The 15001-nt window shown below is 71.3% G+C and carries 14 protein-coding genes and 1 pseudogene; 12 read left to right on the top strand and 3 right to left on the bottom strand.

Features of this window, described 5'->3' with window-relative positions:
• Nucleotides 1-227: 227 nt before the first annotated feature.
• Both E1258_RS35750 and E1258_RS08270 read left to right on the top strand, forming a co-directional pair.
• Nucleotides 228-359: pseudogene (locus tag E1258_RS35750) on the top strand (transposase family protein); the annotation flags it as partial.
• A 24-nt stretch (nt 360-383) separates the two neighbouring features.
• Complete coding sequence (locus tag E1258_RS08270; RefSeq protein ID WP_243715277.1) at nt 384-737, top strand: transposase family protein; 354 nt, start codon at nt 384-386, stop codon at nt 735-737.
• A gap of 185 nt (nt 738-922) precedes the next feature.
• Here the strand turns inward: E1258_RS08270 and E1258_RS08265 are convergent, their stop codons facing one another.
• The gene (locus tag E1258_RS08265) at nt 923-2080 is read right to left on the bottom strand and encodes a hypothetical protein (RefSeq protein WP_132398362.1); all 1158 of its coding nucleotides are present in this window, start codon (nt 2078-2080) and stop codon (nt 923-925) included.
• 344 nt (nt 2081-2424) lie between these two features.
• Between E1258_RS08265 and E1258_RS08260 the strand changes: the two genes are divergently transcribed.
• Genes E1258_RS08260 through E1258_RS08215 form a run of 10 tightly spaced genes read left to right on the top strand, consistent with a single transcriptional unit; the run spans nt 2425 to nt 11837 of the window.
• On the top strand, nt 2425-3822 hold the full coding sequence (locus tag E1258_RS08260) for an ATP-grasp domain-containing protein (protein ID WP_165949682.1): 1398 nt from the start codon (nt 2425-2427) through the stop codon (nt 3820-3822).
• Nucleotides 3819-5108 carry a type III PLP-dependent enzyme gene (locus tag E1258_RS08255; protein WP_132398360.1) on the top strand — a complete coding sequence of 430 codons (1290 nt, stop codon included), beginning with the start codon at nt 3819-3821 and terminating at the stop codon, nt 5106-5108. Before E1258_RS08260 ends, E1258_RS08255 begins: the two co-directional genes overlap by 4 nt.
• A gap of 24 nt (nt 5109-5132) precedes the next feature.
• Complete coding sequence (locus tag E1258_RS08250; RefSeq protein ID WP_132398358.1) at nt 5133-5405, top strand: acyl carrier protein; 273 nt, start codon at nt 5133-5135, stop codon at nt 5403-5405.
• Nucleotide 5406: 1 nt separating this feature from the next.
• Nucleotides 5407-6774, top strand: coding sequence for an MATE family efflux transporter (locus E1258_RS08245; protein ID WP_132398356.1), 1368 nt, complete (start codon nt 5407-5409; stop codon nt 6772-6774).
• Nucleotides 6771-7706, top strand: a complete 936-nt coding sequence (locus tag E1258_RS08240; protein ID WP_132398354.1) for a 3-oxoacyl-[acyl-carrier-protein] synthase III C-terminal domain-containing protein — start codon at nt 6771-6773, stop codon at nt 7704-7706. The genes E1258_RS08245 and E1258_RS08240 overlap by 4 nt, the downstream gene beginning before the upstream one ends.
• Nucleotides 7707-7758: 52 nt before the next feature.
• Nucleotides 7759-8679, top strand: a complete 921-nt coding sequence (locus E1258_RS08235; protein WP_132398352.1) for a hypothetical protein — start codon at nt 7759-7761, stop codon at nt 8677-8679.
• Between the two features lie 38 nt (nt 8680-8717).
• Complete coding sequence (locus E1258_RS08230; protein WP_165949681.1) at nt 8718-9365, top strand: hypothetical protein; 648 nt, start codon at nt 8718-8720, stop codon at nt 9363-9365.
• A complete protein-coding gene (locus E1258_RS08225; RefSeq protein ID WP_132398348.1) occupies nt 9362-10552 on the top strand; it encodes an acyl-CoA dehydrogenase family protein in 1191 nt (396 codons plus the stop codon). Before E1258_RS08230 ends, E1258_RS08225 begins: the two co-directional genes overlap by 4 nt.
• 38 nt (nt 10553-10590) lie before the next feature.
• Nucleotides 10591-10875, top strand: a complete 285-nt coding sequence (locus E1258_RS08220; RefSeq protein WP_132398346.1) for a phosphopantetheine-binding protein — start codon at nt 10591-10593, stop codon at nt 10873-10875.
• Nucleotides 10872-11837, top strand: coding sequence for a transglutaminase family protein (locus E1258_RS08215; protein WP_132398344.1), 966 nt, complete (start codon nt 10872-10874; stop codon nt 11835-11837). Before E1258_RS08220 ends, E1258_RS08215 begins: the two co-directional genes overlap by 4 nt.
• A 265-nt stretch (nt 11838-12102) precedes the next feature.
• Here E1258_RS08215 and E1258_RS33145 read toward each other — a convergent pair whose 3' ends face one another.
• A complete protein-coding gene (locus tag E1258_RS33145) occupies nt 12103-12249 on the bottom strand; it encodes an amino acid adenylation domain-containing protein (protein WP_165949680.1) in 147 nt (48 codons plus the stop codon).
• On the bottom strand, nt 12231-14945 hold the full coding sequence (locus E1258_RS08210; RefSeq protein ID WP_243715275.1) for an excinuclease ABC subunit UvrA: 2715 nt from the start codon (nt 14943-14945) through the stop codon (nt 12231-12233). Before E1258_RS08210 ends, E1258_RS33145 begins: the two co-directional genes overlap by 19 nt.
• Nucleotides 14946-15001 lie beyond the last annotated feature (56 nt).

Genomic DNA, 15001 nt, shown 5'->3' with positions numbered 1-15001 from the left:
TCGTCTCGTGACGTTCTCGTGGGTGGGTTGAGGCCCTGATCAACAGCGCACGCCGTGTCCCGTCTAGGTTTCTGAGCTGCGAAGACACGGAAACCGAAGGTCGGGAAACGGCGTGCGGTTGACCAGGATATTGCATCGACAGGTAGGGCTGGAGCGGGCGGTCGTGGAGGACGTGCGCCTCGATTCGGACGCCGACGGTGAGGTGTTGGTGATCTCTGCGCGCCCGCGTGAGGGCGCCGCGTCGGTGCGGCCGGTGTCAGGTCCGTGCCCGGTGGTATGACCGCGGGTGGGGGCGGCGGTGGCGGCATCTGGACTTCGGGACCCTGCGGGTGCAGGATGAGGCTGCTGTGCCCCGCGTGGACTGCCCGGTGCATGGTCCGACGGTGATCGCGGTGCCGTGGGCGCGGCACGGGGCTCGGTTCACGACCGCGCTCGAGGACACTGCGGCACGGCTGGCCGCACGCACATCCGCGTCGGCGGTGACCGGGCTGCTGCGCGTCGCCTGGCGCAGCCTGGTCGCCACCGTCGGCCGGGTCGTCGATGCGGCCGCGGCCGGCACCGATCGCTTGGCCGGGCTGCGCCGGATCGGTGTCGACGAGGTCGCCTCGCCGCTGGGCGGCCCGCGCGGTAGCGATGGAATCCAGCATGGCCCGATCCAGTTCCTCGACCACTCGCCACGCGGTCACCGCAACCTGGCCGATGCTCTTCGCTTCACTGCGAAGGTGCCGTTCCCCTAAACGATTGATGGTCTTCTCAATCGACATCGTCCCAGGTCAGGAGGGCGCTTTCCTCATCCCGGGGCCGGCCTTGACACACTCATCACAAACCCGTGAATGCACGAGGCTGTCGAGGCGCCGTTCGGTTGCGGCCCCGGGTGCAGCCCGCCGCGCTGTCCGGCGGTGCCACACGGGCTCCCGCTCGGTCAGCCGACGCCGAGCCCGTGACGGTCCGACACGTCGCCCTGTCCGGCCCACCTGTCGGCGACCGCGACCAGCCGATCGAGGTAGTCCAGTGGGTCGGAGTCGGTCAGCAGTCGGTCGGTCCGGTCCGGGCACGGGCAGCTGTCCCACGCCGTGGCCGGGGCCAGTGCATCGGCCCGGGGGCGCAACCGGAACGCCGACAGCGACTCGACCAGCACCGGACGGCATCGTTCGCAGCTGTCCGGCCGGGACTGCACGACGTCGTCCAGCTCCGGGTTGTACCAGGAGATGTCGAGGTCGCCGTAGCCGTCCGGATCGGTGGCGTCGTCGGCGCACTCGGCGAGCAGTCGGACCAGCATCCACAGCGTCGGCGGGTCCCACAGCCCCTGGTCGTGGGCCCAACCGAGCAGGGTGCCGGCCTTCGCGCTCAGCGGAAAGACCATCTGGGTGCGGTACCCGGCCGCCCGCGCACCGCGCACCCCGGCCAGCGTGTCCAGGTAGGCTTCCCTGGGGGACAGGCCCAGGCCGCCGAGGGTGATGTTGGCGATCGGGTCGAAGCCCAGGTCGAGCAGCGTGCCCGCGGTGTCCAGGTATGCCTGCTGGCGGGTCGGCTTGAGGTGGCACATGGAGCGCACCTGCGGGTCCCACGACTCGACGCCGATCTGGCACACCAGCCGCGTGCCGGCGGCGAAGTGCCGCCGCAGCCGGTCGAGCTTGTCGCGGTCGCAGACCTCGGGGCGGCTCTCGAACGCGAACGTGGACGGGTGTCGCGCGGCCGCTGCGCGCAGCAGTCGGTCGCGCATCTCCACGGGCACCTCCCGGTCGTCGAGCAGGCTCCCGGACGGCGACAGATACAGGCAGGCGGCCTCGGGAACAGTGGCCAGTTTGCGCTCGACCGAATGTGCGACGACCTCCGGGCGGATTTCCGGGCCGATGCCGTAGTTGCACATGCTGCATTGGCCGGCCCGGTCGTACGTGCAGCCTCGGGTCCGGAACCAGAACTGATACATCTGGTACTCGCTCCGGGGAGCGCCGAAGGTCACCGGATAGGTGCGCAGGAATACATTGTTGTACTCGGGGTAGAGCGGGCGTCCAGCGCGAATGGCAATATTCGCGCGAACCAGCGCGTGCCGGAGGTGACGTTTTTCCGAATCATTCATAGAAATTGCTCCCGCGTCCGGTTGGTGGTTGTGCGCCGACCGCCCGGATACGAGGAATCGGTATCGCCTTTAGGCACCCGCGGCCAGTGAGATACCGCTTCGGGCTTCCCGGGCAAGCCTCGAACCAATTGACTCGATTCTTTCCTGGCCATGCTACGCAGCGCTGGTGAGATCACCCCCGGTCGTGCGGGGCACACATTCGGGCGATGGTCCGGCGCGACCGGCGGCCATACCCGATCAGCCGGGTTCGGAAGTGCGCGCTTCCCGTCCTTACCCCGGATCACACCGGGTGCCTACGTTGATCGGTGTCATCCGGCAGCTTGAGCGCAGACGGGACGTGACACGTGGCGGAGACTCCACCAGATTTCCTCGGACGGATTCGGTCCGCGCTCGGTGCGCCGGGGCCACTGGTGCTGCTCGGCAACTTCGAGGTCGAGGACCAGTGGGCCCGGGAACAGCCGGGCCTGCCGCGGCTGTCCTCGGCCGGCAGCCGAGCCGTGGTGAACCGGATGGACGAGTTCGCGCTGCTGCTCGGCGACGCGGGCGACACCGTGGTCCTCAAGGCGGCTCCGGATCCGGACTACCTGGCCTACCTGCACGAGCTCGAGCTCCCGGTGCCGCGGGTGCTGGCCTGCGGCACCCATGATGCCCAGCAGACCGTCACCGAGGACGTGCTGGCCGACCCCCGGCTGGTCGACGAGCTGCGCCTGCTCGCCGCCGGTGGCGCCCGGCTGTGGCCGCACGGCGTCTCCGCGGTGGAGGAGAAGTTGGCCGAGGCCACCGGCCTGCCCCTGTGTGCACCGGACTCCCGGCTGTGCATCCGGGTGAACAGCAAGATCTACAGCCGGCGCATCGGCGACGAGCTGGGCCTGCGCCAGCCGATGGGCTGGGCGTGTGACACCCTCGATGAGCTGGAGGAGGTCGCCGGCCCGGTCGCCGACCTGCTCGCCACCGGCCGCCGGGTCGCGGTGAAGGACGCTCTCGGGGTGTCCGGGCGGGGCATCACCCTGGTGGAGAACGTCCGTCGGTTCGAGCGGCTGTGCCGGATGATCCTGGCCCGGGAACGACGGGCCGGTTCCAGCCGGGCCGACGTCGTCGTCGAGGAGTGGGTGGCCAAGGAGACCGACCTCAACTACCAGGTGACGGTCGGCCGCGACGGCACCGTCCACCTCGACTTCGTCAAGGAGGCGATCACCGAGGGCGGGGTCCACAAGGGCCACCGCATCCCGGCCCGGTTGTCCCGCGCACAGGCCGCCGAGCTGGCCGAGGTCGCCGCTGCGGTCGGCGCGCGGCTGCACCGCGACGGGTACTTCGGCGTGGCCGGGATCGACGCCATGATCGATCCCGACGGCCTGCTCTACCCGTTGGTGGAAATCAACGCCCGGAACAACATGTCCACCTACCAGGTAGGCATTCAGGAACGGCTGATCGAGCCGGACGCGGTCGCGCTAGCCCGGCACTACCCGCTGCGGCTGCACCAGCCGGTGGCCTTCCACCGGCTGTGGTCGGTGCTGGGCGAATTGCGGTTCGAGCGCCGGACCGGCACCGGCTTCCTGGTGAACAACTTCGCCACCATGAACGCAGCCGGCCCGTTGCCCGGCGACGACCGCGACGAGGCGGCTCACCCGACGTTCGACGGTCGGCTCTACGGCCTGGTCATCGGCCGTTCGGCCGACGAGGTCGCCGAACTGGACCGGCGGGTGGGCGAGCGCGTCGCCGAGTTGGTCGGCGGTGCGGCATGATCGACACCATCGGTGGTCTTGCCGTCACCGACCTGGCCCGCGAGTTCGGCACGCCGCTGTTCGTCTACGACGCCGACGTGCTGCGCGAGCGCTATCGGCAACTGCGCGAGGTACTGCACCCCGAGGTGGGGATCCTGTTCTCCCTGAAGGCGAACCCGAACGTGTCGATCTGCGCGGTCCTGCGGTCGCTCGGGGCCGGAGCCGAGGTGTCGTCACTGGCCGAGCTGCTGATCGCCGGCCGGGCCGGGGTCGCCCCGGAGGACACCATCTTCCTGGGACCGGGCAAGTCCCTCGAGGAGATCGACGCCTGCCTGGCCACCGGGGTGCACGCAATCGTCTGCGAGTCGTGGAGCGAGCTGACCGAGATCGACGCGCTCGCGGCGCGGCGCAACACCGTCGCCCGGGTCGTACTGCGGATCAACCCGTCCTTCACCGTCAAGGGTTCGCGGCTCACGATGAGCGGCAAGCCACGCCAGTTCGGCATCGACGAGGAACAGGTGCTCAAAGCTGCGGCGCGGGTGGCCGGGTTGCGTAACGTCCGGCTGACCGGCGTGCACGTCTACATGGGAACCCGCATCCTGGCCGAGGAGGTGGTCGCCGAGAACACCACCCGCATCCTCGACCTGGCCGAACGGGTCGCCGAGCGGCTGGACTTCGAGCTGGAGACGGTGGACGTGGGCGGTGGCCTCGGGGTCGCCTACTTCGACGGCGAACGCGACCTGGACCTGCGCCGGCTCGCCGACCTGGTCAACCCGGCGTTCGCGGCCTTCCGAGCCCGGCACCCGCGGACCCGACTGTTCACCGAGCTCGGCCGCTTCCTCACCGCCGAGTCGGGCACCTATCTGGTGCGGGTCCGCCAGGTCAAGGAGTCCATGGGCGAGCGGTTCGCGGTGACCGACGGCGGGACCCACCACCACATGGCGGCGGTCGGCATCGGTTCGTTCGTCAAGCGGGACTTCCCGATCCGGCTGCTCGGCCGGGAGGCGACCGAACCGGCCCAGAACTGGCGGGTCACCGGGTTGTTGTGCACCCCGAACGACACCCTGTCCACGCACACCCCGCTGCCGTCGCTGCGGCCCGGCGACCTGCTCGGGGTGCTGCGCTCGGGCGCCTATGGGCCCACTGCCTCACCAGTGCTGTTCCTCAGCCACGGCCATCCGGCCGAGGTGCTGGTCGATGCCGGCCGGCCGTACCTGATCAGGGATCGGGACCGGCCCGCCGACATCGTCGACCGCCAGCGCCTGTACGAGCGGGCGCCCGTGGTGCCCTCCGCCTCCACCCCCTGAACCCTCATCCGGAAAGGCACAGGCATGACGAATACCGAAGCCGCCCTGACGCAAGCGCACACCCGTGTGGTCGGCACACTCTCGGAGATGACTCGACGCGATGTCGACGCGCTGAGCGCGGACAAGCGCATCGTCGACGACCTCGGTCTGGACTCGACGAGCATCCTTGAGCTGCTGATGAAGCTGGAGGACGAGTTCGGGGTCGAGTTCGACCCGGACACCTTCGAGCCGCGTCACTTCGAGACGATCGGGACGCTCACCGAGTACGTGGCCGGTCAGGCCGAGGAGCAGGACTAGAATGGCCGACCGCAGCGGCTCGGTTGTGGCCGACCGGTCCGAGACCCGACGCGCCATCGCCGGGCTGGCGCTGCCGATGACGATCGCCGATGTCGTGCTGTTCGTCGAGATCATCGGTGTGGTGGCGCTGCTCGGCCGGGTCAGCAACGAGGCGCTCTACATCCGGTCGTTGACCATGCCCATCCTGCTGCTGTTCGTCGCCATGAGCACGGCGTTCGCCATCACCTACCAGGTCATGGCGTCGATCAGCAGGGGACGCGAACGACCGGAGGACCTGGTTCCGACCGCGGTGGCGCTGTTGCGGGTGTTCGTAGTCACCGGGGTCGTGCTGTGCCTGTTGCTCTACCTCGGTTCCCCCGCGCTGGGCGCTCTGCTGGATGTGCCGGCGGCCGAGCGGGCCGAGTTCGTCTCGTTCCTGCGCTGGACGTCGCTGGCCAGCCTGACCGTGGTGCTGCCGGCGCTGTGCTCGGCGGCGCTGCGCGGGTTCGGGCACGCCCGGGCGGCCGCGGTGGTCACCCTCACCAGCGCGGCGGTCGAGTTCGCGCTCGTCGGCCTGCTCGGCTTCGGCGCCGGGCTGGGGCTGTTCAGCGTGCCGATCGCGACCGCGGTAGCGAGCGCGGCCGCGGCGGTCCCCGGTTTGTGGTTCATGCGTCGCCACCGGCTGTGGGGTCGTCTCACCGGAGTGCCGGTGCGCGGCGAGGTTACCGGCTTCCTGCGGGGCGTCGGGTTGCCGGTCGCCCTGTCCTACGTGCTGATCTCGCTGTTCAACGTGGGTATGCTGTGGGTGCTGACGCCCTTCGGTCCGGACACGATCTCGGGCTACGCCGCGGCGTCCACGCTCCAAGCGTTGATCATCATCCCGGGCATCCAGCTCGGCGGGGCGACGGCGATCGTGATCAACCAACAGCGCGGCGCGGGCTCGGTGGACCGGGCGGCGGAGATCCTGCGCGCCGGGCTGGAGCTGGTCTTCGCCTTCTACGCGGTGGCGGCGGTGGTCATCTGGCTGCTGCGCGACATGGTCGGGCGGATCGTCTCCGACGACCCGCGAGTGGTCGCCGCGGTCGGGCTTTACATCGGCGTGGTCGCCCTGACCTACCTGGCGCAGGGACCGGTGCTGGCCTCACTGACATTTCTGGAGCACATCGGCAGCGGCACGCTCGCCGTGCTGCTCAACGTCATCTACTTCGCCGAGATCGTCGTCATCGGCGGGGTGCTGGCGCGGACCTTCGACGACCCGATGGCGCTCTACGCGACCGCCGCCGTGGGTAACGTCGTCGGCCTGGTCGTGGTGGTGATCGCCGTTCGCCGGGTGCGCCGGATGCGCCCGGTGGCCACGGTCGAAGGCCCGCTCCCCGGCGGTCCGCGATGACTTCGCTGGTCGCGGTGGCGAGCCACATCCCGGAGGCGACGGTGCCGGTGGCCGAGTTCCTGCGCGAGCACGGCATCCCCGAGCCGCGGGTGCGAATGTACGAGCGGTTCTTCGGGTTCGACCGGATCCCGCTCGACCCGGCGGCCGGTCCGGCCGACCTGCTGGTCGCGGCGGTGAACGGGCTGCCCGACTTCGCGGCGTACCGGCCGCGGATCCGCTACGTGATCCAGGCGCGAACCATGCCGGTGGTCGCGCCGCATCCGGTCAACCCCCTCGCCGAGGCGTGCCGGCGGCTGGGGCTGGAGGCAGCCACCGCGATCTGTCTCACCCAGCACGCGTGCGCCTCTGGGCTGCTGGCCGTCGAGGTGGCCGGCGAGCTGCTGGCCGCGGACCCCGATCCGCAGGCGTTGGCCCTGCTGGTGGCCGGGGAGAAGGCGTTCACCACGGCGGGCAAGGTGTTGGCCGACACCGGCGTCATGGGCGAGGGCGCGGCCGCAGTCCTGGTCGCGGCCGGCGGCGATCGGGACCGGATGCTGTCCTACGCGACCCGCACCTGCGGGAAGTTCCACCGCGGCGCCTGGCTCGACGACGAGCTGACCGCGGCGTTCCACGACGAGTACCCGGCACTGCTGGCCGAGGTGATCGACGCCGCGGTGCGCAGCGCCGGGCTCGACCTCGACGACATCGCGTTGATCCTGCCGCACAACGTCAACCGGATGTCGTGGCTGCGGGTGCTGCGGCTGCTCGGCGTGCGCGGTGCCGATCGGCTTTTCATTGACAACCTGGCCGGCTGCGGGCACTGCTTCGGGGCCGACAGCTTCATCAACTACCGGACCGCGGTCGACGCCGGACGGCTGCGGCCTGGCGACCGCTACCTGATGACCTCGGTGGGGCTGGGAGCGACCTTCTCGGCCATGGTCCTCAAGCACTGAGTCCGGTTGCCGCCGCACCGACCCGATCGAGCCCGCAGGAGGAGCCACCGGCATGTACATCACGGTTTCCCGACCGGCCGACGACGGCCGGGCCGGGCCGCAGGAACTGCGCCTGGCCGCGGTCGCCCAGCGCACCGGGATCGACCGGCGCGAATTCCGCCCGCAGGACCACGACTACTTCCGCGACCTGTTCGGCACCTTCGGGCTGATGGCCGACCAGGAAGGGCTGGCGGCCGGGCGGGCGTCGTTCACCGACTTGGTCGCGGCCGTGCTGCCCGATCTGAACGGCTATGGCAACCGGTTCGACCTCGCCGTCATGGCCAGCGCGGCGCCGGACGCCGAGCCTGGCTTCCCGATGTGCTTCCTCGACTCGGCCGTCCCGGATGCCGGGCTGGTCTTCGGCGTCGCCGACCTGGGCCTGATCGGGGTGTTCACCGCGCTGTGGCTGGCCGAGAACCGCAGCCGGCTGGACGCCCGCCGGATCCTGGTGTTCGCTCTGGACCAGGCCAGCGTGCTGCACTCCGAACCGGTGCCGGCGCATCTGCGGGTCACCGAGGACGCGGTGACCGTGCTGGTCCTGGACGCCGACGCAGCGCACCGGGTCGAGACGGCGCAACCGCAGCCCGTGCCGCCCGACCAGGTACCGGCCTGCTGGTCGGCGTTACTAGCCGGGGAGCAACCCGGAGCGGTCACCGCGCTGGCCGGGCCCGGCTTGGTGGCCGCCTGCGGCGACCGGCTCCCGGCGGGCACCGTCGCGGTGCCCGCCGGACGCCCGGCCAGCGGCATCTGGTCCGTGCTCGCCGCCGAGTGGGATGGCTGGCGCCGCACGGGCCGACGGGTGCTGCTCGCCGACTATGACCCTGAGCTGGGCCGGTTCGCGCACTGTGCGATCACCGTTGAGCCCGATCCCGCCGAGCCCGGTGCAGACGGTGCGCACGTCGCCGACTCCGAGGAGCAGGAGAAGCTGCCATGACCAGGACAGGTACGGCCCTTGGCACAGCGTGGCCGTCGATGCTTGCCGTCGCGCACGCGAGCGGCTGGTCCGCAGCACTGACCGCGCTGCACGCCGCCGTCGGTCCGGGGGTCGTGGTCCTCGGTCCGGCTGGTCACGCGCTGGTGCCGGACGAGGTGGCCGCGACCGCGGACCGGCTGCGCCAGGGCGAATGGGAATGGCCCCCGGCCGACACCGTCGAGCACCTGAACACCGGCGTGCCCGGTCTGACCGGGTTGCGGGCCCGCCGGCCGGTGGACGCCGTCCGGGTGCCGGAAGCGCGGTCGTGGACCACCGCGCTGGCCGGGCTGCGCCTCGGCCTGTCCTACCGGCTGCTCGAGGACGCGTTGCGCTACCTCGACCAGCGGCACACCGGCGACGTGGTGCTGCTGCAGCACAGCGTGGTGAAGAGCGCGGTCGCCGACGTCGTCATGGAGCAGTTGCAGGTGCGCTGCGCGCTCGAAGGCGCCGGGCCTGACGGCCTCGACGCCCCGGCCGTCGCCGACCTGCACGCGCAGATCACCACCGTGGACCGGGCCGGGGTCCGGCTGCTCGGCGCACACGGCTACGTCGAGGGGGGTCCGGGCAGCGCGGTGCACGTGTCCGAGCTGCTCGCCGACGCCTACCGCGCCGGGACCGGGTCGACAGCAGGGGGGTTCGGCGAATGACGGAGCTCGATCCGCGGCTTCGCCGGTTGCAGGCCCAGGCCCGGGAATGGGCCGCGGAGATGCGTCCGTACGCCCTCGAGGTGGACCGGGACCCGGACGCGGTCACCCGGGTGGCGCATCTGCCGGCGCTGGCCCGGGTGGCCGCCCTGCAGATCCCGCCGGAGTTCAACCCGGAACCGCTGGTGCTCGGCGACCAGACCTACTACCTCATGAGCGCGTCCGAGCGGGTGGTCTTCTTCGAGGAAGGGGCCTGCGCCGACCTGGGCATGATGCTCGGATCGCCGGGCGGTCCCATGAGCGGCGTCGTGGTGGACGCGCTGGGCAGCCAGGAGCAGAAGGAGTGGTTCTACGGTCGGCTGCTGGTCCGTCCGACCTGGACGTTCTTCGCCCTCTCCGAGCCCGAGCACGGCTCGGACGCCGCGAACATGGCGACCAGGCTGACGACGCCCCTCGACCCGGACGGCCCGGCTCGGCTCAACGGCGTCAAGCGCTACGTGGGCAACGCGGGCCGGGCCGAGTTCGGCGTCGTCTTCGCCCGGACCGGGCCCGGACCGCTGGGGTTCGCGGCCACGCTGGTCGACGCGACCGCCCCTGGGTTCGCCACCACCCCGGTGCGGACCATCGGCGTACGCGGCGCCGGGCTCGGCGAGATCACCCTCGACGACGTCGAGCTGGCGCCTGACCGGGTGCTCGGCGCCCACCTGCGGCCCAGCCGGCGCGGGATGGCCGCCTGGCTGCGCACGTTCAATCTGCTGCGCCCTGCGGTGGCGGTCATGGGGGTCGGCGTCGCCCGCGCCGCCTACGAGTACGTGCTGGCCGAGCGCAGCTCTTTGCGGGTCACCGAACGGCTGCGCCTGGAGCGGATGGAGCGGGCCATCGCCACCACCCGGCGGATGCTGCGCGGCGCGGCCGCCGCGGTCGACCACGACCCGTCCGCCGGGCATCTCGCGTCGGCGGCGAAGGCCACCTCGGCGCGGCTGGCCGAACGCGTGACGCTGGCGGCCCTCGACTTCTTCGGCCCCGGGGCCCGGCTGGAACATCCGCTGCTGGACAAGCTGGTCCGCGACGCCGGTTCGGTGGAATACATGGAGGGCACCAGCAATATCCAGCGGCTGGGCGTTTTCGGCGGCCTGCTGCGCGGCGCCTTCCCGCCACTGCAAGCCGCCCGGCTGCCGACCGAGAGCTGATCCGACCCGATGCCGACTGCGCAGGACAGGTGGGGACAATGACCGACGACATCGGCGAGCTGATGTCGGTCGTCGCGCACACGATGGGCGACGTGCTGCTGCGTGCACCGCTGGCGCCGACCGAAAACTTCTTCGACTGCGGCGGCGACTCGATGCGGGCCGTCGAGGTGCTCTCCCGGCTGATCGAGCGGTACGAGCCGGTGGGCGAGGAGGCTGTCGAGCGGCTCCGCTCCGAGCTCCTCACGGTGATCTTCGACGACGCCAGCCCCGCCGCGCTGGCCTCGGTCATCGTCGACCACAGCGGCATCGAGGTGGAGACGTGACGACGACCCCGCGGAACGACGTCGCAGCCGGGACCGAACCCGTTGCGATCGACGAGCTCGCCTACTACGCCGGGCAGAGCGCGGTCACCGACCCGGGACGGCAGGCCGCCCGCCTGGTCGACCTGCCGACCGACCCACTGGCCATGCGCGCCGTGGTACGCGGGCTGTTCACCCACTTCCGGTCCACCGACCTGGCCGCCCTCGGCATCCCGGCCGGCCGACTGGCGGAGGTCGACCTGCGCTACTCCGAGGCGATGCTGCGGCGCATCATCGAGCTCGACGACCGGCCGATCGTCGAAGAGCGCCCGCCCAACCGGCGGATGGTCGGCAGCTGCCGCGACTACGCCGTGCTCTACCTGACCCTGCTGCGCCACGCCGGCGTGCCGGCCAGGGCCCGGGCCGGGTTCGCCTCATACATCATCCCGGGCTGCACCATCGACCACGAGCTGGTCGAGGTGTGGGACGACGGGCAGCGACGTTGGCGCCGGGTCGACGTCGAGCTACCCGACGTGCACGTCGACGAGACCGACGGGGTGAGTTTCAGCTCGTCGGACGTCCCGCCCAACCGCTTCATCGTCGCCGGCGACGCCTGGCTGCGCTGCCGAAGCGGCCTGGCCGACCCGATGTCGTTCGTCGTCGACCCCGACTTCGAGGACGGGCTGACGAAGGGATGGCCGTTCCTGCGCCACAACCTGGTCGACGACCTGGCCGGGCTGAACAAGGTGGAGATGTTGCGCTGGGATTACTGGGGCATGACCCGCCACGGCGAGATCAGCGCCGAGGACGGCGCGCTGCTCGACCGGGTGGCCGCGGTGACCACCCCGGAGGTGCCCTTCGACGAGGCCAGACGGCTGTACGCGGGGGAGCCCGAGCTGCTCGCCGTGCCCCAGCGGGTGCTCAGCTACAGCCCGTCCACGCCGAACCCGGTCGAGGTGGAGCTGATCAGCGGACTGGGCGGCTAGTAGTACTTCGTCATGGTCGGGGTTTGTTTCGGGGTTTCCGTCTGGTGGGGGAAGCGGGCCTTGCAACTGGGGCAGGTGCCGACCAGCCGGGTCAGGAGGGCTCGTAGTTCACGGAGTACGGCGTAGAGGGTCAGGAGCCCGTGTCATCCAATGCCCACGCCACCGGCCCGATTGCCTCTTCCATCCGGCACGCCAGCCGCCGCCACACCGGCACCACGTCCCACGGGCTGACCAGCACCTATGCACCGAGCATTCTGGCAACCATCTATCGGGTGCGCGCGGACGGCACGCCGACGACGTCCTCTCGGCCCACACCGCCCCGGCGCAACGCGGTGGCGACCCGGTCGGCGGCCGCGCGCAGCTGCGAGTAGGGCCAGGTACGACCGCCGACGGTCACCGACGGTCCGGACATCCCGATGCCTCCAGGTTGGGTCGTCGGGCCGCGGTCAGCGCCAGCTGACGGGCCAGGTAGGGCGCGACCGCGCTGTCCGGGTGGGTGGCGAGCAGCTCCGGCGGGCCGGCCGCGACCAGCCGGCCCCCGTCCTCGCCGCCGCCGGGTCCGAGATCGACGATCCAGTCGCTCGCGGCGGCGAACTCCACGCTGTGCTCGATGACGACCACCGTGTTGCCGCGGTCGACCAGGTCGTGCAGGACGTCGAGCAGCACCTGTACGTCGGAGAAGTGCAGGCCGGTGGTGGGCTCGTCGATCAGGTACAGGGTCCCGCCCTCGTCGCGCCGGAGCAGCTCGCGAGAGAGCTTCAGCCGCTGCGCCTCCCCGCCGCTGAGCGTTGCGGTGTCCTGCCCGAGCCGCAGATAGCCGAGCCCCACCTGGGACAGCGTGCGGAGCGGATAGGCGATCGCCGGGACGTCGGCGTAGAGCTCTATCGCCTCTCCGACCTCCAGAGCGAGCGTCTCGGCGATCGTGCGTCCACGGTGGGTGATCTCCAAGACGCGCGCCGAGTACCGTAGGCCGTCGCAGGACGGGCAGCGCACCGAGACGTCGGCGAGGAACAGCATCTCGACCCGGACTACGCCCTTGCCCGCGCAGCGGTCGCAGCGCCCGCCCGCCTCGCTATTGAAGCTGAACATCGCCGTGGAGTACTGACGCCGCACGGCCTCGTCGGTGCGGGCGAACAGCTTGCGGATTTCGTCGAACACCCCGAGGTAGGTCGCGGGCGTCGACCGGGACGAGCCGCCGATCGAGTCCTGCGTCACGGTCGTCACCCGGCGGACGTGCTCCGCGCCGCGGAGCCGGTCGAACGGGCCGACGGGGGTGCGCTTCCACCGCACCGCGGTGTCGACGGCCGGCTGTAGCGTCCGGGTGATCAGGGAGCTCTTGCCGCTCCCGCTCACGCCGGTGACGCAGGTCAGCACCCCGATCGGGATGGTGAGATCGACTCCGCGGAGGTTGTTCAGCCGGGCGCCGGTCAGTTCCAGCCTGCGGTCGTCCGGGCGGCGGCGCTCCGGCCGGGGGGAGACCACCGTCCGCTCGTTCCGAAGGTACGCGCTGGTAGCCGACGTGCGGTCGGCGATGACATCGGCGGTCGGACCGGCCGCGACGACCAGTCCGCCGCGCGTCCCAGCGCCGGGCCCCATGTCGACCAGGTAGTCGGCCGCCTCCATCGTCTCCCTGTCGTGCTCGACCACGAGCACCGTGTTGCCCGCCTCGGCCAGCCGGCGCAGCATCCCGATCAGCCGCCCGTTGTCCCGCGCGTGCAGGCCGATCGACGGCTCGTCCAGCACGTAGACGACACCGACCAGGCCCGATCCGAGTTGCCGGGCCAGCCGGAGCCGCTGGCCCTCGCCGGCCGAGAGCGTGGGCGCGGAGCGGTCGAGCGAGAGGTAGTGCAGGCCCACCTCGAGGAGGAACTCGACCCGGGCGTCAACCTGGTCGAGCAGTTCGGCGGAGAGCTCGGCCAGGAACTTGCCGGCCAGTTCGGCACGGACCTCGCCGACCCAGTCCCGCAGCCGGGAGATCGCCAGCCCGTTGACCTCCGCGATGTTGCGGCCGGCCAGGCGCACCGCGAGCGCCTCCGCGGCGTGCCGGGTGCCGCCGCAGGAGCCGCACTGCCGCTGGACCATGAAGCCCTGGTAGAACGACTTGCGCTCGGGCGAGTCTGCGTCCTTGAACAGCCGCTCGATGTGCTCGGTCAGATCGCCCAAAATCCGGTCACCGACCTCGGCGGGCAGGTCCTCCCAGGGGGTGTCCAGGCTCGCCCCCGCCTCGGCCAGCAGGTCCGGCAGTTCCCGTTGCGGCCACCAGGTCTTCTTGCCGCGGCGGCGGTCGCCGTAGAAGGTGAGCGCACCGGAGCGGACCGACTCGCGGGCGTCACCGACCAGTAGCGCGGCGTCGACGCGGTAGGTGTAGCCCAGCCCCTGGCAGGGGTCGCACATCCCGGCCGGTGAGTTCGGCGTGAACCAGTCCGACGAGGTCGCGTGCACCTCGGTGCCGCAGTACGGGCAGACCCAGCCGGCCGCGAGGTGCCGCACCGGCGTCCGGTCACGCAGCACGGTCAGCCGCCGCTCGGCCCGCAGCTCCCGTTCGACGAGGAGCCCGGCGTCGGCCAGCGTGTCGGCGTCCGGGGCGGCCTCCAGACGCAGCACCTCCGTCTCGCCGCCGTCCGGCTCGGTTGCCACTAGCCGCACCGGCCCCTCGGTCGCCGCCTCGGCCAGCGCGGCGAGGTGCGCGGCGGTGTCCAGCGGCGCGACCTCGGTGCCGCACTTGCGGCAGTCGTGCCGTCCGGCACGGGCGAAGAGCAGGCGCAGGCGGTCGGAGATCTCGGTGATCGTGCCGACGTTCGACCGCGGGTTGCGGCTGATCGTCCGCTGCTCGATCGCCACGGTCGGGCTTAGGCCGCTGACCCAGTCGACCGTGGGTTTACCGACCTTCGGCAGCCTGCGCCGCACGTGCGCGGAGAGGCTGTCGAGGTACTGCCGGTAACCCTCGGCGTAGATCGTGTCGAACGCCAGCGACGACTTGCCGCTGCCGGAGACTCCGGTGACGACGGTCAGGCCGCCTCGGGGCAGGGACAACTCCCCGATCCGCAGGTTGTGCTGGCGGACACCGCGGAGCACGATACGCTCGGGGTCCCGCACGTGTTCACTCATCGCCTGTCCTTTCCGGTGGTGCGCAGGGCGTTCCCGTCCACCCAGCCGTCGAGGGT

The sequence above is a fragment of the Micromonospora sp. KC207 genome, assembly GCF_004348615.1.
Lineage (GTDB): Bacteria > Actinomycetota > Actinomycetes > Mycobacteriales > Micromonosporaceae > Micromonospora.
This window is presented reverse-complemented; position numbering and strand designations above follow the sequence as displayed.

Coding starts and splice junctions, on each gene's coding strand:
- E1258_RS08265 (WP_132398362.1), bottom strand. CDS start 2,080: ATGAATGATTCGGAAAAACGTCACCTCCGGCACGCGCTGGTTCGCGCG.
- E1258_RS08255 (WP_132398360.1), top strand. CDS start 3,819: ATGATCGACACCATCGGTGGTCTTGCCGTCACCGACCTGGCCCGCGAG.
- E1258_RS08250 (WP_132398358.1), top strand. CDS start 5,133: ATGACGAATACCGAAGCCGCCCTGACGCAAGCGCACACCCGTGTGGTC.
- E1258_RS08245 (WP_132398356.1), top strand. CDS start 5,407: ATGGCCGACCGCAGCGGCTCGGTTGTGGCCGACCGGTCCGAGACCCGA.
- E1258_RS08240 (WP_132398354.1), top strand. CDS start 6,771: ATGACTTCGCTGGTCGCGGTGGCGAGCCACATCCCGGAGGCGACGGTG.
- E1258_RS08235 (WP_132398352.1), top strand. CDS start 7,759: ATGTACATCACGGTTTCCCGACCGGCCGACGACGGCCGGGCCGGGCCG.
- E1258_RS08230 (WP_165949681.1), top strand. CDS start 8,718: ATGCTTGCCGTCGCGCACGCGAGCGGCTGGTCCGCAGCACTGACCGCG.
- E1258_RS08225 (WP_132398348.1), top strand. CDS start 9,362: ATGACGGAGCTCGATCCGCGGCTTCGCCGGTTGCAGGCCCAGGCCCGG.
- E1258_RS08220 (WP_132398346.1), top strand. CDS start 10,591: ATGACCGACGACATCGGCGAGCTGATGTCGGTCGTCGCGCACACGATG.
- E1258_RS33145 (WP_165949680.1), bottom strand. CDS start 12,249: ATGTCCGGACCGTCGGTGACCGTCGGCGGTCGTACCTGGCCCTACTCG.
- E1258_RS08210 (WP_243715275.1), bottom strand. CDS start 14,945: ATGAGTGAACACGTGCGGGACCCCGAGCGTATCGTGCTCCGCGGTGTC.